General features: G+C 62.9%; 24 protein-coding genes. 16 read left to right on the top strand and 8 right to left on the bottom strand.

The window, feature by feature from the left end:
• Positions 1–433: 433 nt before the first annotated feature.
• The 4 genes from ACP7AX_RS08925 to ACP7AX_RS08940 form a co-directional block, all read right to left on the bottom strand.
• The gene (locus tag ACP7AX_RS08925) at positions 434–1828 is read right to left on the bottom strand and encodes an O-antigen polymerase (RefSeq protein ID WP_426226164.1); all 1395 of its coding nucleotides are present in this window, start codon (positions 1826–1828) and stop codon (positions 434–436) included.
• A complete protein-coding gene (locus ACP7AX_RS08930) occupies positions 1815–3149 on the bottom strand; it encodes a lipopolysaccharide biosynthesis protein (RefSeq protein ID WP_426226165.1) in 1335 nt (444 codons plus the stop codon). Before ACP7AX_RS08930 ends, ACP7AX_RS08925 begins: the two co-directional genes overlap by 14 nt.
• 96 nt (positions 3150–3245) lie before the next feature.
• Positions 3246–4754 (bottom strand): polysaccharide biosynthesis tyrosine autokinase, encoded by a 1509-nt coding sequence (locus ACP7AX_RS08935; protein WP_426226166.1) that lies wholly within the window; start codon positions 4752–4754, stop codon positions 3246–3248.
• 864 nt (positions 4755–5618) lie between these two features.
• Positions 5619–6083: an Lrp/AsnC family transcriptional regulator gene (locus ACP7AX_RS08940; RefSeq protein ID WP_426226167.1), complete on the bottom strand. Its 465-nt coding sequence runs from the start codon at positions 6081–6083 to the stop codon at positions 5619–5621.
• Between the two features lie 159 nt (positions 6084–6242).
• Between ACP7AX_RS08940 and pdhA the strand changes: the two genes are divergently transcribed.
• From pdhA to ACP7AX_RS08960, 4 genes are all read left to right on the top strand, one after another.
• The gene (pdhA, locus tag ACP7AX_RS08945; protein WP_426226168.1) at positions 6243–7460 is read left to right on the top strand and encodes a pyruvate dehydrogenase (acetyl-transferring) E1 component subunit alpha; all 1218 of its coding nucleotides are present in this window, start codon (positions 6243–6245) and stop codon (positions 7458–7460) included.
• On the top strand, positions 7457–8569 hold the full coding sequence (locus ACP7AX_RS08950; protein WP_426226169.1) for an alpha-ketoacid dehydrogenase subunit beta: 1113 nt from the start codon (positions 7457–7459) through the stop codon (positions 8567–8569). The genes pdhA and ACP7AX_RS08950 overlap by 4 nt, the downstream gene beginning before the upstream one ends.
• Positions 8570–8571: 2 nt before the next feature.
• The gene (locus ACP7AX_RS08955; protein WP_426226170.1) at positions 8572–10005 is read left to right on the top strand and encodes a dihydrolipoamide acetyltransferase family protein; all 1434 of its coding nucleotides are present in this window, start codon (positions 8572–8574) and stop codon (positions 10003–10005) included.
• Between the two features lie 140 nt (positions 10006–10145).
• Positions 10146–11273 carry an acyltransferase family protein gene (locus tag ACP7AX_RS08960; protein WP_426226171.1) on the top strand — a complete coding sequence of 376 codons (1128 nt, stop codon included), beginning with the start codon at positions 10146–10148 and terminating at the stop codon, positions 11271–11273.
• Positions 11274–11327: 54 nt separating this feature from the next.
• Here ACP7AX_RS08960 and ACP7AX_RS08965 read toward each other — a convergent pair whose 3' ends face one another.
• On the bottom strand, positions 11328–11729 hold the full coding sequence (locus ACP7AX_RS08965; protein WP_426226333.1) for a dihydrofolate reductase family protein: 402 nt from the start codon (positions 11727–11729) through the stop codon (positions 11328–11330).
• Positions 11730–12592: 863 nt separating this feature from the next.
• Between ACP7AX_RS08965 and ACP7AX_RS08970 the strand changes: the two genes are divergently transcribed.
• From ACP7AX_RS08970 to ACP7AX_RS08985, 4 genes are all read left to right on the top strand, one after another.
• Positions 12593–13432 (top strand): SGNH/GDSL hydrolase family protein, encoded by an 840-nt coding sequence (locus tag ACP7AX_RS08970; protein ID WP_426226172.1) that lies wholly within the window; start codon positions 12593–12595, stop codon positions 13430–13432.
• Positions 13433–13511: 79 nt separating this feature from the next.
• Positions 13512–14327: an MBL fold metallo-hydrolase gene (locus tag ACP7AX_RS08975; protein ID WP_426226173.1), complete on the top strand. Its 816-nt coding sequence runs from the start codon at positions 13512–13514 to the stop codon at positions 14325–14327.
• 147 nt (positions 14328–14474) lie between these two features.
• On the top strand, positions 14475–14819 hold the full coding sequence (locus ACP7AX_RS08980; protein WP_426226174.1) for a hypothetical protein: 345 nt from the start codon (positions 14475–14477) through the stop codon (positions 14817–14819).
• A gap of 68 nt (positions 14820–14887) precedes the next feature.
• Positions 14888–15679: a hypothetical protein gene (locus tag ACP7AX_RS08985; protein WP_426226175.1), complete on the top strand. Its 792-nt coding sequence runs from the start codon at positions 14888–14890 to the stop codon at positions 15677–15679.
• A 114-nt stretch (positions 15680–15793) separates the two neighbouring features.
• On the opposite strand, the gene ACP7AX_RS08990 is transcribed toward ACP7AX_RS08985, so the two are convergent.
• On the bottom strand, positions 15794–16099 hold the full coding sequence (locus ACP7AX_RS08990; RefSeq protein ID WP_426226176.1) for a hypothetical protein: 306 nt from the start codon (positions 16097–16099) through the stop codon (positions 15794–15796).
• Between the two features lie 321 nt (positions 16100–16420).
• On the opposite strand from ACP7AX_RS08990, the gene ACP7AX_RS08995 reads away from it, so the two are divergent.
• On the top strand, positions 16421–16564 hold the full coding sequence (locus tag ACP7AX_RS08995) for a hypothetical protein (RefSeq protein WP_426226177.1): 144 nt from the start codon (positions 16421–16423) through the stop codon (positions 16562–16564).
• 82 nt (positions 16565–16646) lie between these two features.
• Here the strand turns inward: ACP7AX_RS08995 and ACP7AX_RS09000 are convergent, their stop codons facing one another.
• Complete coding sequence (locus ACP7AX_RS09000) at positions 16647–17315, bottom strand: hypothetical protein (RefSeq protein ID WP_426226178.1); 669 nt, start codon at positions 17313–17315, stop codon at positions 16647–16649.
• A 261-nt stretch (positions 17316–17576) separates the two neighbouring features.
• On the opposite strand from ACP7AX_RS09000, the gene ACP7AX_RS09005 reads away from it, so the two are divergent.
• From ACP7AX_RS09005 to ACP7AX_RS09035, 7 genes are all read left to right on the top strand, one after another.
• Entirely contained in the window at positions 17577–18350 is a 774-nt protein-coding gene (locus ACP7AX_RS09005; RefSeq protein WP_426226179.1) for a polysaccharide deacetylase family protein, read from the top strand.
• A gap of 149 nt (positions 18351–18499) precedes the next feature.
• Positions 18500–19213 (top strand): GAF and ANTAR domain-containing protein, encoded by a 714-nt coding sequence (locus ACP7AX_RS09010; RefSeq protein ID WP_426226180.1) that lies wholly within the window; start codon positions 18500–18502, stop codon positions 19211–19213.
• 1 nt (position 19214) lies between these two features.
• On the top strand, positions 19215–19574 hold the full coding sequence (locus tag ACP7AX_RS09015) for a hypothetical protein (RefSeq protein WP_426226181.1): 360 nt from the start codon (positions 19215–19217) through the stop codon (positions 19572–19574).
• A 213-nt stretch (positions 19575–19787) separates the two neighbouring features.
• A complete protein-coding gene (locus tag ACP7AX_RS09020) occupies positions 19788–19925 on the top strand; it encodes a hypothetical protein (protein WP_426226182.1) in 138 nt (45 codons plus the stop codon).
• 327 nt (positions 19926–20252) lie between these two features.
• Positions 20253–21503, top strand: a complete 1251-nt coding sequence (locus tag ACP7AX_RS09025) for a MinD/ParA family ATP-binding protein (protein WP_426226183.1) — start codon at positions 20253–20255, stop codon at positions 21501–21503.
• Positions 21504–21564: 61 nt separating this feature from the next.
• Positions 21565–21768 carry a hypothetical protein gene (locus tag ACP7AX_RS09030; RefSeq protein ID WP_426226184.1) on the top strand — a complete coding sequence of 68 codons (204 nt, stop codon included), beginning with the start codon at positions 21565–21567 and terminating at the stop codon, positions 21766–21768.
• A gap of 112 nt (positions 21769–21880) precedes the next feature.
• On the top strand, positions 21881–22810 hold the full coding sequence (locus ACP7AX_RS09035; RefSeq protein ID WP_426226185.1) for a CPBP family intramembrane glutamic endopeptidase: 930 nt from the start codon (positions 21881–21883) through the stop codon (positions 22808–22810).
• Here ACP7AX_RS09035 and ACP7AX_RS09040 read toward each other — a convergent pair whose 3' ends face one another.
• The gene (locus ACP7AX_RS09040; protein ID WP_426226186.1) at positions 22811–23563 is read right to left on the bottom strand and encodes an SDR family oxidoreductase; all 753 of its coding nucleotides are present in this window, start codon (positions 23561–23563) and stop codon (positions 22811–22813) included.

Raw genomic sequence — 23563 nt, forward strand, 5'->3', positions numbered from 1 at the left:
CCTCCCTCACACGCCCGCGACTGCTGAGGAAGCGTCGGATACAGTTCCCGCGCTTGTGAGTCATTCGGTGCCCGCCCGGACGAAACCCCGGTGCTTCGCACCGTTCTCTTCCGGCCACCAATTCCCTCAATCGGGTCTGCTTGGAAGACAGGCCGGGGCGACGATCTCTTTCACGGGCCATGACGCCCAGCCGAAAACCGGAACCACCCCGGCCCCTCCCAAGGCCACCGTAAACGACGACCACCCCACGTCAACAGGGGTACTTAAGAGATACAAGCCATCAAGGCGCCAGACCAACCGGCCCACAACTCCAAAGTGAAGAGAGCCATCAAGGCCGAAGCCACCCAGTGCATCGCGGCGGCCGACAGGATGAAAGGGGTGAATGCGCTCGGCCCCGATGAGCTAAACGCGAAGGGCCCGATGAATCAGACGGTCAGACGGACCTGTCGGACGATTGAGGGGAATGAAATGCCGGTTGTGGTTCAATCTGCCTCGTCCCCATGTGATTTCTAATGAGAAAGAAAAAAACAAAAGGCTCAATGACATAGAATAGGTACGCAAATGGATGCCCGTATACGCTAAATATAAGCTGCATCAATAGGTAGCAATACAAGATAATCCATCTAGGGTCATCAGTGCTGAGGGCTCTGCGATATACAAACGCGAGACAAAATGCGATAATCAAGGGCCCAATAAATGTTCCAAGCGGCCCCCAGTCGAGGTAAAATGCGTTGACGGATCCTAGTGCCAAGCCAAAACCTTGGAAATCATATCCGAAAACATCTTTGAGGTAGAGGTCAACGCTAGGCTCCATGAGTATTGGCGAAAAAAACTGTTGTCCCATTTGCAAAGGCAACGAGCCTGGAAAGACGCTCATTGTTGTGTCGAACGTCTGAGCAGTCCCGTAGACATAATTGAGTATAGGAGCAAACCAAACACCAGCACCTGAAAATCCTTGGAGTTGCAGGTCAGTATTATATGACTCACCCCAAGAAGATAGATTCCTGACATAACCAGCGACGCTCAAAGCCGCTACGGAAAATAGACCGATAGGCACCAGTTTGCGAAGTTTATAGTTTTTTCGCCATAATACGAAGAGTAGTGCAAAGACTAGAGGATTCACGGCCACGCCGCGATTGCTCATCCCTAGGGCGAGGACTATTGCCAGCAGGCAAATTGCACCTGGAATAAACTTTGCGCGATAACCCTTAAGAATTAACATCTCGATGAAGCCACAGGCGATCATGATATGCAATCCCACAACAACAACTGTGGAGACGTATCCATTCACGAGGAAGGTAACCCGGGTGAGATTGGGGTTCCCGCTGAATGCGGGGAGGACTCCCGCCTGAGAGTATGCATACCCGTAGGTGAGAAGAGTTATCACACTCACGGTAAGTACGAGTTGGCGTTTGAATATTTGCCGGACCGGCTCGGAGCCCGAGGCTTTGGGCAAAGCTACAGTTCGACGACCGGGTGGCAGTGCAATCACCCACCCGAGAGCAAAGGCTAGGCCCGACAGCGTGCACATCAGAATCATCTGGTTTGTATGCACCATCGGCGGGCCTAAGAAAGACAGACCGCTGTAGAGGAAGAAGACCGGAAGGTATATCCTGGCCGCGCTGAGGCCAATAGATGCCTCTTCTTTTACGAGTACAGCGAAGTACAGCCAAATTGTACCGACGGCGGTAACGAGCGCCATGCGGACGTCCCCGAACAATCCATACATGATAAACGGCAGGGCAAAAATTAGTAATAGTGTCCGAAGGGAAAAGGGTTTCGTTGTAGTGATTATACTTCCGGCCAGTTCAATGTCACGGCGTTTCATGTCTGGCCTCTTCTCCGGTGGTCTCGGATTTTACTCTCTTGTTGCCTGTAGCAGGTGTTCGAAAGAGAACTCGGAGAGCCCGGGTGAAGTCTGACGGCTTCGGGAGGAAATCTCTTGGATTTCCCCCGACAGCAAACGCAAGGAGCGCGTGAGTCGTCAGGTAGCCTATAACGGCCGCTGCCGACGCTCCATTTGCACCCCATAGTGGACCCAGAATAAACAGGGAGATTAGACCTATCACCGCGCCCACTACTTGGGAGGACGTCATTCGAAGGCCTAAGCCGCCAGCCACAAGGGCCATTGACCCTACATAGTTCCCGATCATGAATACGCTTCCACACAGAAGAATCCAAATACTAGTGACGGCCCCATCGAATTTGTCACCAAAAAGTACCGAGACTATGAGGGGCGAAGCCGCAGCGAGCGCGAGACAAAAAATAGCTCCAACGGCAACTGATGACCTTAGGGCCCTTTGTTGGGCCGATTTTCGGTGCTCCGGTGCAATGGATGCAATTCCCCGGAATTCGCCTGCGCCAAGAGCATGAGCTAGTCCGATAGGTATCGTGCAGATTGTGACGGCAACGGCGTAGAGCCCGGAGTTAAAGCTTCCAATGAGTGGAAGAACGATGATTTGATCGATGCGATTTGAGACGGCCTCGGCTATGGAACTTCCGGCGAAGGGGATACTGCCGCGGATCAGTCCACGGAGCGGATAGAAGGGTCCGAAGATTGCAACTCGAACCGAGACCCAGCCGACCATTGCGGTGGCTACGAGTCCGCCAAGGTTAGCCAGCATCACCCAGGTCACGGTGAGTTGTCCCCCGAGTGTTCCGATGACGATTAGAACTGTGTTAACCAATGGTTGGGTCAACTGCAGCAGTGCTACCGCCCTGAAGCGTTCGTTGGCTATCAGTACGCTTTCGTCACACATCCACGAAATCATGAGCGGGGCCATCGCCACGCCCGCGACCAGTATGGCGTGCTCAGTGCCTTCGAGGGAATCAAAGAACAATTTGTCGAGAGCCAGTCCGAGCAGCAGTGCGAATGGAAAAGCGCAAAGAGCGATTAATCTCGCGCATCGAACAACAGGCCCGAAGGCCACCCTGGCAGCTAGCCGTCGCACTTCCAGCGGGACGCCGATACTCAAGAGTATTGGGATGAGAAAGAAAGCGGCGATTGCTGCTGCGGTTTCACCTCGACCATCAGGCCCTAGAGCACGAGCTATCAGAGGTGCGTTTATCAGGCTCAGGGAGCTGCTTGCTATTCGCCCAAGCATGATCAGGGTCGGACGGTTGGCAAAGAGTTTCTCAGCAAGCTTCAAGTCGCACTGAACCGTTCTTTAAGAAATTGTTGGAATCGCGCCGAGGCCGGTCTCACATGCAGCGCGTCACTTGGTCGTGGTGTGTGACTTGGCGAGTTACTTACTCTGGCGTGTATCGGGAAAGGTCCTAGGGGCCCTTGGTCCGCTGGCAGTGAAATTTGTGTCAAAAGAGTAGTTCGACACTTTCTCTTGGTCGATGTGTTGATCAAAAGTGGTAGAACTTGAAACCCTCTGAGCGGCGGCCAACTCTTCAACCGATTCGTGACGGTAGTAGCCGTAGGCGTATGCGTCGGGTCCCCTTGAGGGCAACCTGTTGAGAACAACTCCCAATATGTTTGCGTTAACCATCTCTAGGGTGCGCAGCGACTTCTCCAAGTCATGACGCTTAACCCTCTGCGCGCTAACGATCAAGACCACGCCGCCCACATTCTGGGAAAGAACGGCCGCGTCCGTTACTGGCAGTAGCGGGGGAGCATCCACAACGACAGTGTCAAAAATCTGTTCTAGGTGCGTCAGAACGTCTTGCATCGCTTGGGAGCCCAAGAGTTCACTAGGATTTGGTGGGATCTGACCAGACGTGAGCACAAAAAGGTTATCCGTTCCCCAAGGCTGAAGGAGCTCGGTGAGCTCTGCCGCGCCGACGAGGGCTGTGGTTAGCCCAGCTGTCCGGTCGAGGCCCAGATACTCGTTGACCATAGGGCGTCTGAGGTCGGCGTCAACCAGACATACTGTCTGTCCTGCCTGCGACAAAGCAATTGCCAAGTTGGTTGCCGTTGTGCTCTTACCCTCTCCGGGGACCGAAGATGTTATCAGCACCGTATTGGCTTTTCCGGATACGTTGGCGAACTGCAGGTTCGTTCTCAATTGTCGAAATGACTCTGCTCTCGGGCTCTGCGGCGCGGCTTGCGTGAGCAACGGGCTTCGCGTCGCATCATTTTCGAATGCAATGCCCCCTAGCAGTGGCGCGTTGGTAACTTGCCGCAGGTCGCTTTCGCTCCTGATGCGACTATCGAGAGTAGAACGCATTACTGCAGAACCGACTCCGACAGCCAAGCCAATGACCAATCCCAAGGCAAGATTCAATTTCGTATTCGGCGCGGAAGGCAACGTCGGAGCTTTGGCAGGTTTGATAACTGACAGACTTACGGGCGAGGAGCCTCCCGCAGTTGGCCGTTCCAGCGACTCGATTGTCACCACTAGACTGTTCGCTATTGCCTGTGCCATAGCGGCAGCCTGGACGGGTGACGTGTCCGTAACCGAAATGTTTATGAGTACTGTGTTTAGCTCGGTAGTGGCCGATACTTTTCCGGACAGTTCCTCAGCCGTCAGTGACAACCCCAGAGCATCAATTGCAGGCTGGAGGACGGCCGGTGAATTGACTGTCTTCACATAGGATTGAACCCGCGCTTGACTGAAGGAGTTGCCTTGTTGAAGCTCCTGCACCGATCCTGAACTTTGTATGGCCACAAAGAGTTGTGTCGCCGACGTATAGGTTGGTTTGGTCAGCATCGCCGAGCCTCCTCCGATTAGGAGGCCGGCCAATGTAACACCAACGATCAGGATCCAGTTTTGGCGCAATACGCGCAGATAGTCTCGTATGTCCAACTGGGTCCCCCTAAGTAGAACGAGCCTTCGGCGGTACGGCGCCGGGCGTTCTCTGGCCTTGATGTGTCGTTATAATGGTACCCGCCAGGAATGCTTGGAGTGACTGCGGCCGAGGTGGTAGACAATTGCGTCTCTTCGTGCCTCTCCCCTTCGTCCCGACTTCGACAGAACTCGCGGCGCTGCCCACCTAACAGTCGTGGGGATAGCGGACCCCGCACGCCTTCTGGCGCGAAGTCCCGTTGTTCGCCAGCTCCGCGTCTCGGGCAACTGGCACGCGACACCCCATTGGTGGGAATCTCCGCATGTTCCATCCCTGGAGACTGCCCGCTGGCACCGGCAAAGTAGGTCCCCTGCTCGTAGGGCAGGCCCTCAGAAAAGACCAGAGGTTGAGGCAGCCTTCACTCCGCCCTGGGCTCCTTGGGTGTTGGGGCAAGACGAGAGGCGGACTTGTCACTGCGCGGCTAGGTAACCTTTGGTGGCCGGTCAGTTCTTCCGGATGGTGTGGAGGTAAAGCAGTTGGTCAGTCATTTGAATTGCAACTGCTGGCAGGTTTCTACGGGCGTGATATCAGCGCCAGGGCAGCGGCCGCCCTCAACGTTGTGCTTCGCACACGTAGTTGGATTACGAGCGTCGGTAGTCCGAGTGATTCCACGAGCAGGGTGGGCTCGGACTGGGCCCCTTACAAAGATGCCAAAGTCTAAAGTTGCGACGGCAACCCATCCCGCCACATGGATGCCGCCATCGCCGGCGGCTAGGGAATCGTCCTCTGGGTTGGCGAGCATTGACATACATACAGTCGTCGGTGGGGTCTATAAGCTGCACGTGGGCCAATCAGGTGTGGTCCGCCGCATGACATCCTTGCTCCTATCGCGTATCAACATCCTCAAACACCAGAAACGTCTGGGTATCCAGCACCCCCGGCATTGACTGGAGCTGATCGAAAATGACCCGCCGCAGGTCGGTGTTGTCGATGGCACGCACCAGAAGGATGACGTCAAAGTCTCCTCCCACCAGAGCGATGTGGTGCACCTCCGGGATCGATTTGAGCTCCTCCCGCAGTTCGCGCCAGGAGTGTTGGCTGACTTTGAGCGTCACGTAGGCGGAGGACTTCAGGCCCGCCTTGATGGGGTCTACTAGGGCCGTGAACTTGGTCAGAACGCCTTCGCAGGTCAGCCTGGCGATGCGTGTATAGGCATGGGCCCGGGAGATGTGGACGTTCTCGGCCACCTGCGTCACGGACATTCTGCCGTCCCGTGTGAGTTCAGTAATGATCCTGCGGTCGACATCGTCCAGCGGCACCTCGGTGGTGTCTCCTTCACGTCCTGCCAATTTGTCCACTCTCCCACTCGTTGTCCTGATCACATTTGCGATTCGTCTTCCAGACTAGGCTGATTTGTCGGTACCTTCCACGATTCAGTGAATTAGTGGATACGAAACGCATCTCGGGACGATACTGGGAATGACTAGTGGCTACAGAAGGACTGACCAATGACGATCTCCGCGGACCACTCTGCGCCGGACCAAGCCCAACGGTTTCCGGCTCAAGACGCCGTATCCGAAGCGGTGCGGAAGTTCGGCATCACTGCCGAGGACTACATGCTTCCCGCCCACCACCAGATTGAAATGGTGGGCCCGGACGGACGGCTCAAGGCCGAAAACGAGCAGGGCACCGAACCCGGCCACGAATACCCGCTGCCCGCCGACGAAGAACTGTTGGCAGCATACGAGCAACTCGTCGTTGGGCGCCGGGTCAACGACCAGAACTCGGCCCTCGTCCGCCAGGGGCGCATGGCTGTCTACCCGTCCAGCCACGGCCAGGAAGCATGCCAGGTGGCAGCAGCGCTCTGCCTTTCTGAGGGCGACTGGATCTTTCCCACCTACCGCGACGCAGTGGCAGTCATGGCAAAGGGAGTCGATCCCGTGGAGGTCATGACCATCTTCCGGGGCGACTGGCACAGCGGCTACGATCCCGCCAAGCATAAGGTGGGCATCCAGTGCACCCCTCTCACCACCCAGCTCCTCCATGCTGTGGGCGTGGCCCATGCGGCCAAGCTCCGCGGTGAGGACACCGTGGTGCTGGCGATGTGCGGCGACGGCGCCACCAGTGAAGGCGACTTCCACGAGGCCCTGAACTTCGCCGCCGTCTTCCACCTGCCCGTGATCTTTTTCGTCCAAAACAACAAGTACGCCATTTCAGTGCCGCTGTCGCAGCAGTCAGTGGCGCCGTCGCTCGCCCACAAGGCTGTGGGCTACGGCATGGCCGGCGAACGCGTGGACGGCAACGATGTGGTGGCCCTCCTCGCAGTACTGGACCGGGCAGTCAAGCTTGCCAGGAACGGCTCCGGGCCGCTCCTGGTGGAAGCGAACACCTACCGGATGCAGGCACACACCAACGCCGATGACGCCACGCGCTACCGGCCGGATAGCGAGGTGGCCGAGTGGCTGGCCAAGGACCCCATCAGCCGCATGAAGACCTACCTCACGGACCGGGGCCTGCTGGACGACGACGGGAACGCCAGGATCGCGGCGAAGGCAGAAGCAGTTGCCACCCAGCTTCGCGAGGGCCTGAGCGAGGACGTCCCCGTGGACCCGCTGGAACTCTTCCGGCACGTGTTCTCCGTACCCACACCCCAGCTGAAGGAACAGTCCGCCATGCTCGCGGATGAACTGGCCCGCGAAGCGTCATCTGAGGAGCCCAGCAAATGAGTCCCACCGTGACCACATCGTCCGAGGCGAACGGCAACGTCAGCGCGGCAACTGCACGGGCAGCCGCAACCGCCGCCGCAGCCGAAGAAGCGACAGGACCGCAGGCCATCACCATGGCCAAAGCCCTCAACACGGCGCTGGCCGATGCGATGCAGGCCGACCCGTCCGTGCTTGTCTTCGGTGAGGATGTGGGCCTCCTTGGGGGCGTCTTCCGCATCACCGACGGACTGACCAAAACCTTCGGACAGCAGCGCTGCTTCGACACACCGCTGGCCGAGTCGGGCATTGTGGGCATGGCAGTGGGTATGGCCATGAACGGGATGCGCCCCGTGGTGGAGATGCAGTTCGATGCGTTTGCCTACCCGGCGTTCCAGCAGATCGTCAGCCACGTCGCCAAGATGCACAACCGCACCAAGGGCGCCCTGAAGCTGCCCATGGTGATCCGGGTCCCGTACGCCGGCGGGATCGGGGGAGTGGAGCACCACTGCGACTCATCCGAGTCCTACTACGCTCACACCGCCGGCCTGAAGGTGTTCACCCCCGCGACCGTCGCCGATGCCTACCGCATGCTAAGGGAGGCCATCGATTCGGACGATCCGGTGATGTTCATGGAACCCAAGAAGCTCTACTGGTCCAAGGACATGGTGGACCTGACGGACCTCCGTGCGCAGCACGCCGCCAATACGCAAGCTGGCACATCCTCCGAAGGCAGGGCAGCCGTCGTCCGCCCCGGGACCGACGCGACCCTTATTGCCTATGGACCATCCGTTCCCACCGCGCTGGCCGCGGCAGCAGCGGCCGCCGAGGAGGGCCGCTCGCTGGAGGTCATCGACGTCCGCTCGATCGTCCCCTTCGACGACGAGACGGTCTGTGCGTCCGTCCGCAAGACCGGCCGTGCCGTGGTGATCGCCGAAGCGCATGGTTTCGCTTCCGTATCCTCCGAGATTGTGGCGCGGGTCCAGGAGCGCTGCTTCCATTACCTGGCAGCACCGATCCGCCGCGTGACAGGGTTCGATATCCCCTACCCGGCACCGAAGCTTGAGCACTACTATCTGCCCGGCGTGGACCGTATCCTCGACGCCGTTGACGACCTCCAGTGGGAGAACTGACCATGACCTCAGCACTGCAAGTATTTATGCTCCCCGACCTGGGCGAAGGCCTCACCGAAGCCGAGCTGCTCAACTGGCTGGTGGCCGTGGGGGATGAGATCCGGGTGGACCAGCCCATCGCCGAAGTGGAAACAGCCAAGTCCGTAGTTGAAGTGCCCTCGCCCTATGCCGGCACTGTCACCGTGCTCCACGGCGAGCCTGGGCAGACCCTGGAGGTGGGCAAACCGTTCATCTCAGTGGCTCCTGTGGGTGCACCGGTCCCGGCGGCCGAGGCGGCGGCCGATACTTATCGTGAGGAAGAGAAGGCCGGTTCAGGGAATGTTCTGATCGGTTACGGGACGCCGGGCGGGAGTGGCGCCACCGGGCGGACGCGGGCTCCCCGCAGCGTTGCGGCTCTGGGGTCCGGCAGCGACAGCGCACCGCCGCAGCCTTCAGATTCCGAGGAGGCGGCCGATGACCTGCTGCTGCTCCGCACCCGGGTCCCCGGAAAGCTCGGCGCCGTCATCTCACCGCTCGTTCGGCGGATGGCTCGGGAACACGGCGTTGATCTCGGTGCTGTCCATGGTTCCGGCGACAGTGGCCTGATCATGCGCAAGGACGTGGAAGCTGCCATCAGCAGTCCGGTGCCGGCAGCGGCAGGCTCCACCGACGTGGAAACGCCAGTTTCCGCTGCGCCCCAAACGCCGAAGCCAACTCAGGGCGCCGAAGGAACTGACTCCCGCACAGGGCTGCGCATTTCCGCCCGGACCCCGGTGAAGGGCGTCCGTAAGGCCGTTGCCGCCAACATGGCCCGCAGCCGTTCGGAGATCCCTGAAGCCACCGTCTGGGTGGACGTGGATGCCACTGCGCTGGTGGAGCTCCGGGCAGGGCTGAAGAAGTCCGATCCGCACATGACCCCCGGGCTACTGGCGTTCATCGCTCGTTTTGTCACCGCTGGGTTAAAACGCTTCCCGGAGCTGAACACACGTATCGAAACCTCATCGGACGGCTCCCCGGAGATCGTGTCGTTCGACGGGATCAACCTTGGCTTTGCGGCGCAGACGGACCGCGGGCTGATGGTTCCCTCCATCCGCAGCGCGGACAAACTGAGTGCCCGCGAACTGGACGGGGAGATCCGCCGGCTCACCGCCGTCGTACGCGACGGCAAGGCGACGCCGGAGGAACTGGGCAGCGGGACGTTCACGCTGAACAACTACGGTGTCTTCGGTGTGGACGGTTCCGCCGCCATTATCAATTACCCTGAGGTGGCAATCCTCGGGGTGGGACGCATCATGGACAAGCCGTGGGTGGTGGACGGGGAACTGGCTGTGCGCAAGGTCAGCGAACTGACGCTGACCTTTGACCACCGCGTGTGCGACGGTGGCACAGCTGCCGGGTTCCTCCGGTTCGTAGCGGACGCGATCGAGAACCCGGGGTCGGTCTTGGCCGACATCTAAGCGGCCTTCCCATAGGGGACCATCCAGCCTGCACTCAGGGTAGTTATAGAAACGTTATGTAAGCTGGATGGGTGAATTCTTGGTCAAGCAGTGGAACTTTAACAAAAACGGATCGCCCGGCTGGGCCCCGAAACGGGCTGATGTCAGGGCGGAAGCATGCGCTCGACGGACTGCGGACTGTTGCGGTGGCGTTCGTCTTCCTCTTCCATACCGTGACGGAGCTGGTCCCCGGCGGGTCCATCGGCGTGGACGTGTTCTTCACCCTTAGCGGGTTTGTGATCACCCTGCTGATCATGAAGGAATACCAGGCAACGGGCCGGCTGCGCCTGGGCGTTTTCTACGCTAAGCGGCTCGCCCGGCTCTGGCCGGCGTTGCTGGCTGTCTGCGCCGTGGTGGTGACTGTGGGCTTTGTCTTTCCCCGGTCGGGGTGGGGCGGCCAGGAAGCCAACGCCATTCCAGCTGCGTCCTACGTGATGAACCTGGCCAACTTCGGCGTCTTCGGTTCCTCCACCGGCGGCAACGCGCTGAGCCCCACCTGGACCCTGGCCGTGGAGGAGCAGTTCTATCTGGTGTGGCCGGTGCTGCTGCTTGTCATGCTGCGGTTCTGGAAAGTCCGAACCGTCACCTGGCTGACCGCCGTTCTGGCGGCAGGCTTCCTGGTGTCACGGTTCTTCCTTGTCATAGCCGGGGCGCCGCTGTCCCGGCTGTACAACGGGCCGGACACCAGGGCGGATCAGCTGCTGCTCGGGTGCACGCTGGCCCTGGTGTTTGCCTCCGTCACTCCCGGTTCCCGGGTCCATGCTTCCCTGCAGGCCGGTGCGCGCTGGGCCGGTCCCCTCGCCGGGCTGGCCCTGGTGGTTGCGGTATTCGCCCTAAGAGAGCCCGGTACGCCGGGGACGTGGTTCAGCATCTTCTGGACCTTTGGCCCCACGCTGTTGGCGCTGCTGGCCGGGGTGGTCATCGGGTCGCTGGTCCTCCGGCCGGCCGGTCCGGCCTCGAGGATCCTGAGCCACCCCTGGCTTGCCAACCCCGGCCGCGACCTCTCTTACGCCGCCTACCTTTGGCACCTGCCCGTCTATCTCCTGCTGATGCCGCTTGTGCCGTCACTTTGGCTTCGCGTACCGCTGGCAGCGGCCCTAACGGTACTGATGGCCTACCTATCATTCCGATTCGTGGAACGGCCCCTCCGCCGCTGGGCGTCCGGAAAGCTGGAACCGGAAGACCGGACCCCGCAGCGGGAAGAAGCCAGGGTAATGCGGCAGGCGTAAGTACGACGGCTGTCCGGAGTGGGCTACGACGCGTCGATCATGCTGACGCCGTCGTCAGGAAGTCGCTGCGACCGTGTACGTGAGCAGGACGATCTCCGAGTCCTCCAGCCGGCGGGCATCGAGCAAGTAGAGGCCGGTCGGGGGCACGCCCTTGAAGGTGCGGTGATCGCCGGCGACGATCTTCGGCCCGATCATCAGGTAGAGGACGTCGACGAGCCCGTGGGCCAGCAGGTCGGTCCAGAGGGTCCGGCTCCCGAACACCAGCGTCTCGCCGTCGCGCTTGCGAAGGTCGGCAACGGCGTCCATAGCCCGGGCGCGGGGCACAATGGTGGTCTGCCCACGCCATGGCCCGGTCTCCTCGGGCGTGAGGGTATCGGAGATGACGGTGATGGGGATGCCGTCCGCGTAGCGCCGGGCGATGTAGCTCTCATCCTCGCTCGCGTCCGGATTGTCCAGCTGCTGGGGCCATTACGCGAGCATGCCCCGGAATGTTGTGGCACCGAAGAGGAGCGAGCTGGCCTGGGCCATGCGTTCGGCGTTGTGCATTCCGAGGCTTGGTCCATGGGCATGGCCATCACGTTGCCGCCCGGACCCTCGGTGTAGCCGTCCACGCTGACAAGGCTGCTCACAACGATCTTTCCCATGGCCCTTTCCTTCTGGTGCACCGCGCCAGCGGACGTTAGGCCGCTGCCTCCGAGTGCTCAGCACACCGGACCGTGGCAATCAGCGGCCCGCCGCCGTCGTCCTTCTGATAGCGCGTCACGTGGTTGGTGGTCTTGCCGCACGACGGGCAGAAGGTTTTGTGTTGTTTGTCCCCATATCCAGAGTGTAAGGGGACGGAAGTTACGTGCAGGTATCCGGAATGATAAATCCCCTGGGACCACCGCGTACGGGACGGGCCGTGGGTTGAACCCCTGCGTCGTACTGGTCAGTAGTCGTGCTGAAAAAGCTGAGTACGGGCTACTCGTGCTTTGGGCCGGGACAATCCCTTTAATGTAATTGTCGGCGGGACTCTGGGTTGGTGCCCTACGGTCGCCGCCGGCACCATCATCGCCTTACTGCATAACCACAGCGCCCGCCCGACGCGACAACAGAAAGCGGCAGGGATCCCATGAGAATCAGAGTGCCCAGCGGGGACGGCCTGGATCCTGGGGATTGCCCCCACCAGTTTGTCGGCCGTTGTGATGCGTGTGCCGCTCCGGCGATGCAGCTGGAGTCTTTTGAACCGCGGGACCGGCAACCCATGGCTATACAGCCGTTCGAATTCCAGGCGGAGCCGCCTCAGTAGGTCAGCGCCGCCGGGCCGGTAAACTTTGCCGGTGACGAGAAACGGTGCGGGCCCCAGGGTGACCAAGCAGGAGTGGATCAAATACGGTGCACTCTTGGTGCTGGCCGTTCTTGCCTTCGGGGTGGCCGCACTCGCCCTGATGAACACGCGCGGCACTGGGGAGGCTGCCCCTGTGACTGTTGCCCCGCCGTCGGCCGCTGCCTCTGCCGTTTCAGCGCCGGCTGCCGCTCCGGCACCCACACAGGCTGCCACCGCGGCGGCCCAGCCGCCGAAAATCCAGCTTCCCACCGAGCCCGTCCTCCTGATTGTGGGCGATTCGTACACTGCGGGTGTGGGCGCAGACACGGAAGACCAGGGCTGGGCGTACCTGGTGGCCGGCGAGCTCGGCTTCCCCACCAACATCGACGGCGTGGGCGGAACCGGGTTCATGTGGGGCGGCGGGCAGGATGACCGTGGCCTTGAATACAGTGTCCGGCTGCAGGAAATCGCCGCCACGGACCCGGCCTTCGTCCCCAACCTCCTGATTCTCCAGGGCGGCCAGAACGATGCTGTGGCCAACGACCCCGCCGCACTCGAGACCGCCACCACGGAGACCATCGAAGCGGCCCGCACGCTCTGGCCGGGCGTCCAAGTGGTGGTGCTGGGGCCCTCCGCGCCCCAGCCGCTGGCTGAACAGCTCCGCGACGCGAACAACGCCGTCCGGGTGGGAGCCGAAGCCGCCAACGCGCCGTTCATCAACGCCTACGCTGCCGGCTGGTTCACGGCTGCCAACAGCCAGGACTTCTACACCGACGGCGCCCACGTGGACACCGCAGGCCACCGCTACCTTGCCGACAAGTTCCTGGAAGCGTGGAACACCCTGGTCCAATGAGCCGCCCTCCCGCAGGGACCCGTGGGTAGAATCGAAGGCCAAGACGAACGCAAGTGCTTTCCGGAGGTACGGAGTAACAATGTCAGAATGGCTCGACGTCGGCGCGGACAACTATGTGCTGGTCACCGAAGGTTCACTGTTGAATACCGGCCTGATTGTGGGCTCGGAGCGGGCCATGGTGATCGATACCGGCTGCGGGCCGCGGCAGGGGCAGGAGATCCTCGATGCGGTGCGGGAGAAGACTCAGTTGCCCCTCGTCGTCGTCAACACCCACGCCCACTACGACCACTTCTTCGGCAACGCCATCTTCGCGTCCGACGGCGTTACAGAGTTCTGGGCGCACGAGAACTGTGCGCGCGAGATCGAGGCGCACGGGGACCTGCAGCGCAGGTTTGTGGGGACCCTGGAGCCGGAGATGTCCACCGGTGAGGGCGAGAACGTGGAACTGGTGGTGCCCAACGCGATCGTCCGGGACCAGCCCGTGCTGGTGGACCTGGGCGGCGTGACCGCCACACTCTTCTACCTGGGCCGCGGCCACACCGACGGCGACCTCCTGGTGGGCAGCCCCACCTCCCTCTTCGTGGGCGACCTCGTGGAGCAGGGCGCTCACCCGTCCTTCGAGGATTCCTTCCCGGAGGACTGGGCCGATTCGCTCCGGCACATTTCCGCCCTGCGGCACCGCTACGAGTTCCTGGTGCCCGGCCACGGCCATCTCTGCAGCGACCAGTTCGTCAGGACCATGGCCAACACCATGACCACCGCCGTCCGCCAGGCCCAGCAGTCCATCCGCGAAACCCCCACCGACGCCACCAAGGCCATCCCGGTGCTGCCGTACGGGCCCGAGCAGTCGCGCTGGTTCATCAAGCGCCTTCAGGAGACCCGGCCGCTGCACTAGTCGAGGAACATCCTGTGGACTCGGGAGTCCGTCCTCTTGACCGTGGCGGCCGTTCTGGCCACCATTGTGCCTGTGACATCCTGTTCGACCGGCTGGGGGACCCTCGGGCTGCACGCCATTGGTTCGGTCCACGTCGAAAGGTTTGTCATGAAATTCACTAAGGCACTGGTCACCGCCGCCCTAGGTTCTTCCGCGTCAGGGCTCCTGCTGCTTGCATCCTCCGGCGCTGCCGTCGCCGACCACACGCACGCCAAAGTCGTTGGCAACGGCCAGTGCGTTGTTCTGGCTGAAGGGGCAGGGGAAGAGCACGTTGTCCTGCCCGACGCCGTCTTCGAAAACAACCCCAACGTGGACATCCCGAAAACGCTGAACCGGGCCCACCCGCTGCACGTGCTGGTGCATCAGGGACGTGCCGGCGAGAACAACGACCTGTACGTCTACGGAACACCCGCCGCGGACGCAGCTTGTGCAGCCGGGTACGTCAACCGGTAGCCAGAAGAGATGCATCGCCCGCGGCATGACGTAGTGCCGCGGGTCCGGCCCACCGAGGGGGTCCAGCCATGGCAACTGCGGCAGCCGCCGTCGTGCAGTCCAGGCCGCCACGGCTTCGCCTGGTGCGCGTCCTGGCGTGGGTGATGGTGGCGGTGGCCGCCGTCGGACTTTTCGGGATCGTGGATCTGATGACGTTGCCGGGATGGGTTGACCAGCGGTATGAATGGGCGGTCTCGCTGGAGGCGAGCTGGGGCAGCCTGTTCACCTTCATCATCGCCGGCTCATTTGCCGGCATTGCCCTCAACCCGGCCAGGCCGTGGCCCGGAACAGTGCTGCTTGCGATCGCCGTCGCAGCACTCGTGCTCGGTTCGATCGCCGGCCTGGACGGCAGGCCGCTGCCGGTGGCGGCACTGTTAAGTGCCGCCGTCGTACTTCTCCTGTGGCTGGGCTGGAAGCACTTCGAGCCCTTTCCCCGGGGGTGGGCTGTGAGCTGGCCGTACCTGCTGGTTGCCGCGGCCGGGGTTCCGCTCTGGCTGCTCTATGCGCTGCACGCGCTGGAGATGTCCCGGACGAATCCGAATGCCGGCCACGCCACCTGGAACATCGAGCATTGGCCCGTCCAGGGCTCCGCCGGCATTGCCCTGTGCCTGACTGCACTGGCCTTGGCCTGCTGGCCTGCGGGCAGGCCGCTGATGAGGATTGCCGCAAGCCTGTCGGCGGCCTACATCGGCGCGGCTATGCTCGCGTACCCTGACCGCGAAGGGGCCATGGAGGGTCCGATGTGGGGCGTGGCCATGGTCCTGTGGGGGACGGTGCTGGCGCTCCTGCTCCCGCGGCAGCGGCCGGCCCCGGAGGGATAAGGGCACACGGCTCCGGCTGTCCCCAAGGACCGCCGCAGGCACTGCAAATGTTCAAAAGGACACAACGCAGCCCCCGGCCGTCTGGCCGAGGGCTGCTTTTGGTTCTGCGGACTATCAGTTATTCACGATCTCGACAGGACCCGCAAGGGTGTCGCAAACAGTCACATCGTTGCCTGACGCGTCCACTGCTTCGCCGAGGACGGCGAGTGAGCCGATGTCCGCGACATCGCAGAGCGTGGCGGCAACGGCCGCTGCAACGTTGGCGTCAACGGCGTCCTTGACGATGACATCGCCAACGGTGACGTTGACCAGACCGTCATTGACGGTGGTGTTTTCCTTGGCCTGCGACGGTGCTGCTACGGCGCCGACCAGGAAAAGGGTTCCGGCGGCTGCTGCGGTGGCTTTTTTGAGAAATGACATAGTTTTGCTCCCTCTTTTTGGGCCCAATACAGGGTCCTCGATTGGTTGCTTTCTTGTGAGACCGTGGAATACGGCGGTGAAATTCGGCTGGCTCGCGGTTGCGGAAGTTGGTGGTCAGTGACCCGAGATTCTTCCTGCCGCTATGGAATTACGTTGTTCGCTGAGTGCCGTTCACCCAGAAAACACTAATGCTAAGCATGCTTACGGTCAAATGTTGCCGTGCCGCATTGTCGGTTTTTCCGCGTCATTCCGGGCTCAAATCCGCGTCATAATTTGTGTCACTTGAGCAAATCTTGAGGGTGCATTTCATAGCATCGCAGCATGGGTAGGTATGGGGGAGCGCGCTACGCGCGGCAGTCCAGGGGCGAGCTCCGCCGACGTCGAATGCAGTCAGTTTCCTATGTGGCGCTTGCTGTGCTGGGCGTGGCCACGGCAGCCGTGGTGATGATGGCGCTTAGCCGCTGATCCACGCTGCCGGGTACCCATTGACCGCTGGGTACGCTCTGGCCACGCGGATCGAGAAGAAGCCGCGGGCCGGTGCGTGCAGTCAGCGCGCTGGGCTTGAGGCCGTGGCCTGCCGCATGCTGATGCCCAGGGACACCCACGCCACACCAATCAGCGCAAGCACTGCGGTCCCGGAGACGGGCGGCAGCAGCCCCAGCGCATAAATCATGGGCCGCACAAGCAGGGTGGCCATCCCGAGGCAACCTGTCACTATCAGCACAGCCCGCAGGAATCCGGGGCCGGCGCCGAAGCCCTCGCTGGCCCTGCCCAGCGCGAGACCCGCCAGGAACAGGGCCAGGCCGAGGGCTGGCAACCCAAAGCTGATTCCGCCGATCGTCAGGGGCGTGAACTGGATGATGAGTCCCAGGGCGGCGATCACGCCAAAGACCAAGGCAGCCAGCCCCAGAATCCGGGCTGCACGATTCAACGCACCGGCCGGAACCAAGGCCGGGAGGCAGGAACGCAAACCCCACGCCGTCAGCAGCACGGCCAACACGCCGGGGAGACCGTAAAGCAGAAACAGGCCGGGGCTGAGGATGGTCATATAGCCGAGATCCTCACGCCAGAGCGCGTCCGGTCCGTAGGGCATCATAAACAGGAAATAGCCGTGCGCGATCCATAAGGTGCCGGCGGCAACCATGGCCCATGCCGCCGTCGTCCGCGTTCCGGGCAGGCGGGGGAACCAGCGCGTGGATGCTTCTGAAGTATTCATCGGGGCCTCCCGGACACGTTTCCCGCCATCGGGCTGGGCGGGATGGTTGCATCCTACGCCGGGCAGGGCTCCGGCGCCCGGCCTCACTGCAGATTAGGGATCGACAAACCGTGCCGCCGGGAGGAAGCTTTCCTCTATCCGCCGGCGCTGCCAATCGGCGCACCCCGGCGGGCATCAATTGAAGGCGCCGCCACGATTGGAACGTCCCGAAATGGAGGCGGGGTGGCAGGGTCCCGGCGGCCTGCAGTGAGGGACACACTGATGAAAAAACTGCTTGCTTTGCTGACCGGTATGGTCCTGATCCTGACACTCGGCGGCTTCACCCGGGCGGACGGATTTGACCGCGGGATGATCACCGTCACGTTCGACGACGGCTGGACCAGCCAGCACGAGAACGCCCTGCCGGTCCTGGATAAATACGGAATCCCGGCCACCATGTACATCATCTCCGGATCCATCAACGATCAGCCCGCCTACATGACGCAGGCGCAGATCCAGGACTTCGCGGACCGCGGCCATGAAATCGCCTCCCACTCAGTGACGCACCCGCACCTCCGGGAACTCTCCCCGGGCCAGCTCAACGCCGAGCTGACCGAAAGCCAGGCCACGCTCCGGCAGCTGTTCGGCCCCACCGCCGCTACCGGATTCGCATCGCCTTATGCCGAGTACGACGACGCCACGCTGGCCGCCATCCGGCTGCTCTACACCACCCAGCGCGCATACGACGACGACGGCACCGACAACTCCGGCTTCAACACCCGCACCAATTACGATCCCTACAACCTCAGGGTGAAGTTCGTCGAATCCGGCACCACCACGGCCACCGTGCAGGGCTGGATCGATACGGCCAAAGCCACCAACGCGTGGCTGATCCTGTCCTACCACGAGGTGGGCGAGAACATCGGCGGCGGCGTTTACACCACGGCCACGGACGTCCTCGACGCCGACATGCAGGCGGTGAGGAACAGCGGCCTGGACATCGTCACAGTGGCCCAGGGCGCTGCCGGAATAGCGGCGCAGTCGGCAGGGAGCTAGTCGCCCTCACGCCGTGCGTCGCATACCTCCCAAAGAGTCCATTGTGCGGGCTAGGCTGGGAGTGAATATGCAGAGTGATTGTGCAGTTCGGGTCTAGCAGCAGGCACCTTTAGAGGACAACGATGTCCTGTTCTGGAAGGTCGGCTCCCATGCCACGGCAACTTCCCCTCGATGAATTGACTCTCGCCCTTGCCCGTATCAAGGGCCTGCTCCTCACGCAGGAAACAGTGGAGAGGGCGGTACAGCTGCTCGCGGAAGGCATCCGCGATACCTTCCCGGACAGTGCCGGTGCCGGGGTTTCGCTCATGGACCAGCACGGCCGAAGAACCAGTACCGGTGCCACCGACCCGGTGGTGGAGGAAGCGGACGCTGCGCAGTACAGGCTGAACCAGGGGCCGTGCATCGCCGCGTGGGCCACCGAGCGCACTGTCATCGTGACCGATGTCGCGGCCGATGACCGGTGGCCCCTGTGGTCCCGGGCGATTCAGGACCTGCCCATGCGTTCGGTCATCAGTACCCCGCTGGTGAACGGGTCCTCGTGCCTGGGCGCGTTGAAAATCTACGCAACGCGGGCCGGGGCCTATGATCAGTCCTCCGCCCGGCCGCTGGAAAAGCTGGCCTACCCCGCAGCCACCCTGCTGGGAAACATCCAGACCTCCGAAGCCCCCCAGCGGTTCACCGAAGTCCTTTCGGAGGCCCTGGACAGCCGGGACACCATCAACCGCGCACAGGGATTCCTGATGCACCTTCACGGCGTGACCCCGGAGCAGGCCCTGCACGAGCTTGTGCGGCTGGCCAGAGCCGGCGGGCAATCCCTTCTTACCGTCAGCACTGAGATCCTCGAGGGCCGCAGGAGTACCTGAGATGTCGGAAGCCAGCGAGAGCAGGAAACAGCTCTGGACAGGGCTTGAGCAGGAGCAAAGCAGGCTCCTGCGCCATGCCATGACAAGGTCCGGCATCACGTGCGGGGACCTCTGGCTGCGCTACTTCAGCATCGGCGGCAATGTGGGTGAATACGAAGTGGACGCCTACATGCAGTCCCTGCTGTCCCTGCCGCCCGTCCAGCGCGACCTGATCGCGCACGCGGCGAACGAACTCATTGACGAGATGGCGCCCCCGCCGCACGCACCGTACCTGAAGGACCTCATCCCGCCCAGGCCGGCCAAGGGGCCACCGCCCAACAGTTCCCCGGGGGAGCAGGACAGGGAACCGGACGGCGGCTGACGCCATGGCGTCACATCCGGCGTGACTTGATCAGGCCCCGCCGTTGTGCCTTTCGCCAACGGCTCCGCCATCACGGGAAACGCGGGCTGAGCGCGTGCCGGCGATGCCCCTGTTCCGTTGCGGCGCGGCGTGACGTGACTTGTCACAGGTGTGACGCGCGGCTAGCGTGGCTGGTGATCACATGGGGGATCACTGCTACCAATGGAGGCCACTGTGGCTCTCATCGACTACGCCCTGGCGCTCTGTGCGCTGCTTGGCACCTTGCTCATTCCGTTTGCCGCCTTGTACCAGGTGCTGCGGCTCAAGCGCCGGGCAGTCCGGGTGCCCGCCACAATGAGTACCCGCAGCTGACATGCCGTACGTAGACATCAACCCCCACAAGGGCCGTCCCAAGTGGCAGGCCTACGCTGTCCTGGCCGTCCTGCTGCTCCTGACGGCCGGCGTGGTTGTGGCCGCCCTCACCCGCGTCTGACCCCGCCGTTCTGCGCCAGCGCCTAGACTTGCTGTTCAGTAAGTGCCGCAGAACCTTTGCCGACGTCCGGGGGGACAGTTATGCCAGATCCGGCGGATAAGAACGCACACGCCAGTGCAGACAATGCAGGGCCACCGCAGGCGCCCCGCCGGCGCCGCGACCTCCGTGGTGCCGACGGGCCGCTGCCGGGTGCCCGGACAGGAACCATGCCAGCCGTAACTCCCGATCTTTCCGAAACGCCCGACGCCGGCAGATCAGTTCCGCGCCGCAGCTCCTGGGCGGAGGCCGCCGCCGCCGCCGATCAGGCCACCAGCCCGGCTTCCGTACCCGCCCCCACCCGCCGGCCGGCCAGGCCGCCGGTCACCGCCCAGCCGCAAATCACCAGCGTTCCCACGGCGGACTCGGCCACGTCACAAGCCGTCAGCGGCGGCGTGGAAGCCGCGCCGCCGTCGTCGTCCGTCACACCGGAAGCCCCCCAGTTCCGGCGGGTCCGGCCCACCGCGGCGGACGTCATCGCCGAGACCCCCATGCCTGACTTCATCAGCTCGCCGGGCCTGTTCGTGCGCGAGCAGAAGCCGCGGCCGGTGGGCGGCGTCCGCGGTGCCGTCTACAACGCCACCGGCGGGGCCTGGAACATGGGCCCCGGCGCCAAGCAGCGCCAGGAAGATGAACTTGGCCGCCGCATTTCTCGCCAGCTGCAGGGCAGCTACAACACGGCGGTGCTGAGCCTCAAGGGCGGCATCGGCAAGACCTCCACCACGGTGGGCGTGGGCCTGACCCTGGCCGAATTCCGCGGCGACGCGCCCTGCGCCATCGACGCGAACCCGGACTCCGGCGACCTCGTGGAACGCGCCCTGGGCGAGGGGATCTACCAGCAGTCCAGCCCGCGCACCATCACGGACCTGCTGAACAACATCGAATCCATCGACTCGCTCACGGCACTGGCCCGGTACATGCACCACGCCGGCCGGCTGCACCTGATCGCGGGGGAGCAGGACCCGGAGGTCTCGGACTCGCTCACCGCCGCCGAGTACCTGCGGATCCGCAAGCTGATCTCCAACTACTACTCCGTGGCCCTGACCGACTGCGGCACCGGCGTGACCCACAACGCCATGAGCGGGATCCTGCAGTCCGCGGACAACCTGGTGATCGCCGCGGGCTATGCCGTTTCGGGTGCCAAGCGCGCCCGCAGCACGCTGCACTGGCTGGCCAGCCACGGGTACGAGGACCTGGCCCGGAACGCCGTGGTGGTCATCACGGACAAGGACGAGGTCTCCTCCCGCGTGGACAAGGACGCCATCGAGGAGCACCTCTCCGGGATCTGCCGCCAGCTCATCGCCGTCCCGCACGACCGCGGCGTGGCCGACGGCGACCTGGTCACCCTGGACGTGCTTCGGCCCGAGACCCGGCGGGCGTACAAGGAGATCGCCGCGGCGATTGTGGACGGGTACCGGTAGGTTTCGGAAACAAGTACTTACCACTCGGGCATGCAGCGCGGGCAGTCCCTAGTCTCGGATCATGATGAATCTGACGGATGGCGGGGGACGGCCTCGTCGGAGGCCAAAGCGGGAGATTCTTGAGGACGTGGGACTGACAACGCTGTCCGTCACCGCCGCCCTCATCCTGCTGCCCGCAATAGGCGCCCGTGTTCTGGTCCGCTCCATCTTTCCGGTGAAGGCTGACCCGCGGGACGCGGACCGCACGAGTTACCTGATCCAGTAGGGGGTCCGGACTAGCTCTTCCTGGCGGCATTCGCACCCGCCTTGGCACCTGACCCCACGCCTCGGCAGGCGTAAAATTCCAGTTGTCCGGTTGCGTTTGCGGAGGTTCCGAAATGGCGTCCACAAAGATTCGCAGGCTTCAGTTGCCGTTGTACTTTGTCCTCGCCTACGCCATCACGTGGTCCATCCAGATCCCCGCGTACCTGTATGCCACCGGCCGCGGTGAGTCACTCACCAACGAGGCGAACCTGCTGCACTTCCAGGGACTCTTTCAAGGCACACTTGATCCGGGGTTCGCGCGGGTGTTCCTGCTCGCCGTCTTCTCCTTTGGACCCACCCTCGCCGGCCTCATTGTCATTGCGCTGGTCCAGGGCCGGACGGGCATCCGGGAGCTGTTCTCACGGCTGGGGAAGGTGCGGATACCGGGCCGGTGGATCGCTGTAATTCTCGGCACTCCCGTTGCGCTGGCCGTGGCGAGCGTGGCCGTGGGGTTCCTCCTGGGCGGCTTCCACCTCAGCTACTCGCCACTGGTGCCGCTGGCGTTGGCCCTGCCCTTCCTTGTGTACCTGCTGATTTTCACCGGACTCGCGGAGGAGGTGGGCTGGCGGGGCTACGCCTTGCCTGAACTGCAGCGGCGGCACACCGCGGAGAAGGCCAGCTGGATCCTCGGCATCGCCTGGGGCCTGTGGCACCTGCCCGCGAACCTGCTGATGCCCTACCTGGCCGGTTTGCTGACGGTCCCCATGGCGGTTGCCATCGTCCTGGGGCTCACTTTCGGCGCAGTTGGCTGGACCATTGTGCTGACCTGGATCTACAACAACACCGGCAGCCTGTTCTGGATCATCGTGCTGCACGGCTTCTACAACTGGGTGATGTCCTATCTGGTGCTGTCCTCCGGGAACTACCTCGCCCAGGTGGCGTCCGGCATTCTGCCCTGGGCCATCGCAGTGGGCGTCTTGAAGAGGTACGGCCCGGAAACGCTTAAACAGCGCGTGCCCCCTGCAGGGATTGCCGGGTCTTCGCCGCGGTCAGCAGGCACCTAGTCACTGCTCCGCGGAGTACGCATCCAGCCACTGCTGAAACGTCTGCCGGGCGACGGCGGCGCCCGGTTCGGGGATCAGGTCACCCTGGCGCATCGCTTTGCCCATGGGTCCCGGCGCGGGGACCTGCAGCACCAGTTTCCGCTGTCCCGTCTTGCGGACGTAGGCGCGGGCCAGGTTCGCCAGCAGCTCCTTGCCCGGGCCGCCCAGGTCTTTCACCCTTCCATGCGGGCCTGCCTCCGCCGCGTCCACCAAGGCCTCTGCCACTTCCGCTGCCGCCACCGGCTGTGTGAGCATGCGGGGGACCACTGCCAGCGGCCCGGCCGACGTGTAGCCAAGGGTCATGGGCACAAATTCGAAGAACTGGGTGGACCGCAGAATGGTCCAGGGCACATCGCCGTGCCGGACCGCTTCCTCTTGAGCGCGTTTCCCGGCGTAGACGCTGGACGGTGCGTTGTCGATGCCCACGGTGGAAAGGACCACAAGGTGCCGGACGCCTGCCTTCTTCCCGGCGGCCAGCAGGTTCTGGGTGCTGCTCGTGAAGTAGTCCACGTTTTTCTTGGTGGACAGCTCCCTGATTCCGGAAACGTCGATCACAGCCTCGACGTTTTGCAGCGCTTCATCCAAACCCTTTCGCGTGACCAGGTCCACCCCCTCTGAGCGCGACAGGCTGACTACCTCGTGGCCACGTTCGCGCGCAATGCGGACCACATGCCGCCCCACTGTTCCGGTTCCCCCGGCGACCGCAATCTTCAT

The sequence above is a fragment of the Pseudarthrobacter sp. DSP2-3-2b1 genome (assembly GCF_049895945.1).
In the GTDB taxonomy this organism is placed as follows: domain Bacteria; phylum Actinomycetota; class Actinomycetes; order Actinomycetales; family Micrococcaceae; genus Arthrobacter.

What these genes read in the sequence shown, in the direction of transcription:
- ACP7AX_RS08925 (WP_426226164.1), bottom strand. Translation starts at nt 1,828, where the DNA reads ATGAAACGCCGTGACATTGAACTGGCCGGAAGTATAATCACTACAACG.
- pdhA (WP_426226168.1), top strand. Translation starts at nt 6,243, where the DNA reads ATGACGATCTCCGCGGACCACTCTGCGCCGGACCAAGCCCAACGGTTT.
- ACP7AX_RS08950 (WP_426226169.1), top strand. Translation starts at nt 7,457, where the DNA reads ATGAGTCCCACCGTGACCACATCGTCCGAGGCGAACGGCAACGTCAGC.
- ACP7AX_RS08955 (WP_426226170.1), top strand. Translation starts at nt 8,572, where the DNA reads ATGACCTCAGCACTGCAAGTATTTATGCTCCCCGACCTGGGCGAAGGC.
- ACP7AX_RS08960 (WP_426226171.1), top strand. Translation starts at nt 10,146, where the DNA reads ATGTCAGGGCGGAAGCATGCGCTCGACGGACTGCGGACTGTTGCGGTG.
- ACP7AX_RS08975 (WP_426226173.1), top strand. Translation starts at nt 13,512, where the DNA reads ATGTCAGAATGGCTCGACGTCGGCGCGGACAACTATGTGCTGGTCACC.
- ACP7AX_RS08980 (WP_426226174.1), top strand. Translation starts at nt 14,475, where the DNA reads ATGAAATTCACTAAGGCACTGGTCACCGCCGCCCTAGGTTCTTCCGCG.
- ACP7AX_RS08985 (WP_426226175.1), top strand. Translation starts at nt 14,888, where the DNA reads ATGGCAACTGCGGCAGCCGCCGTCGTGCAGTCCAGGCCGCCACGGCTT.
- ACP7AX_RS08990 (WP_426226176.1), bottom strand. Translation starts at nt 16,099, where the DNA reads ATGTCATTTCTCAAAAAAGCCACCGCAGCAGCCGCCGGAACCCTTTTC.
- ACP7AX_RS08995 (WP_426226177.1), top strand. Translation starts at nt 16,421, where the DNA reads ATGGGTAGGTATGGGGGAGCGCGCTACGCGCGGCAGTCCAGGGGCGAG.
- ACP7AX_RS09000 (WP_426226178.1), bottom strand. Translation starts at nt 17,315, where the DNA reads ATGAATACTTCAGAAGCATCCACGCGCTGGTTCCCCCGCCTGCCCGGA.
- ACP7AX_RS09005 (WP_426226179.1), top strand. Translation starts at nt 17,577, where the DNA reads ATGAAAAAACTGCTTGCTTTGCTGACCGGTATGGTCCTGATCCTGACA.
- ACP7AX_RS09010 (WP_426226180.1), top strand. Translation starts at nt 18,500, where the DNA reads ATGCCACGGCAACTTCCCCTCGATGAATTGACTCTCGCCCTTGCCCGT.
- ACP7AX_RS09015 (WP_426226181.1), top strand. Translation starts at nt 19,215, where the DNA reads ATGTCGGAAGCCAGCGAGAGCAGGAAACAGCTCTGGACAGGGCTTGAG.
- ACP7AX_RS09025 (WP_426226183.1), top strand. Translation starts at nt 20,253, where the DNA reads ATGCCAGCCGTAACTCCCGATCTTTCCGAAACGCCCGACGCCGGCAGA.
- ACP7AX_RS09030 (WP_426226184.1), top strand. Translation starts at nt 21,565, where the DNA reads ATGATGAATCTGACGGATGGCGGGGGACGGCCTCGTCGGAGGCCAAAG.
- ACP7AX_RS09035 (WP_426226185.1), top strand. Translation starts at nt 21,881, where the DNA reads ATGGCGTCCACAAAGATTCGCAGGCTTCAGTTGCCGTTGTACTTTGTC.
- ACP7AX_RS09040 (WP_426226186.1), bottom strand. Translation starts at nt 23,563, where the DNA reads ATGAAGATTGCGGTCGCCGGGGGAACCGGAACAGTGGGGCGGCATGTG.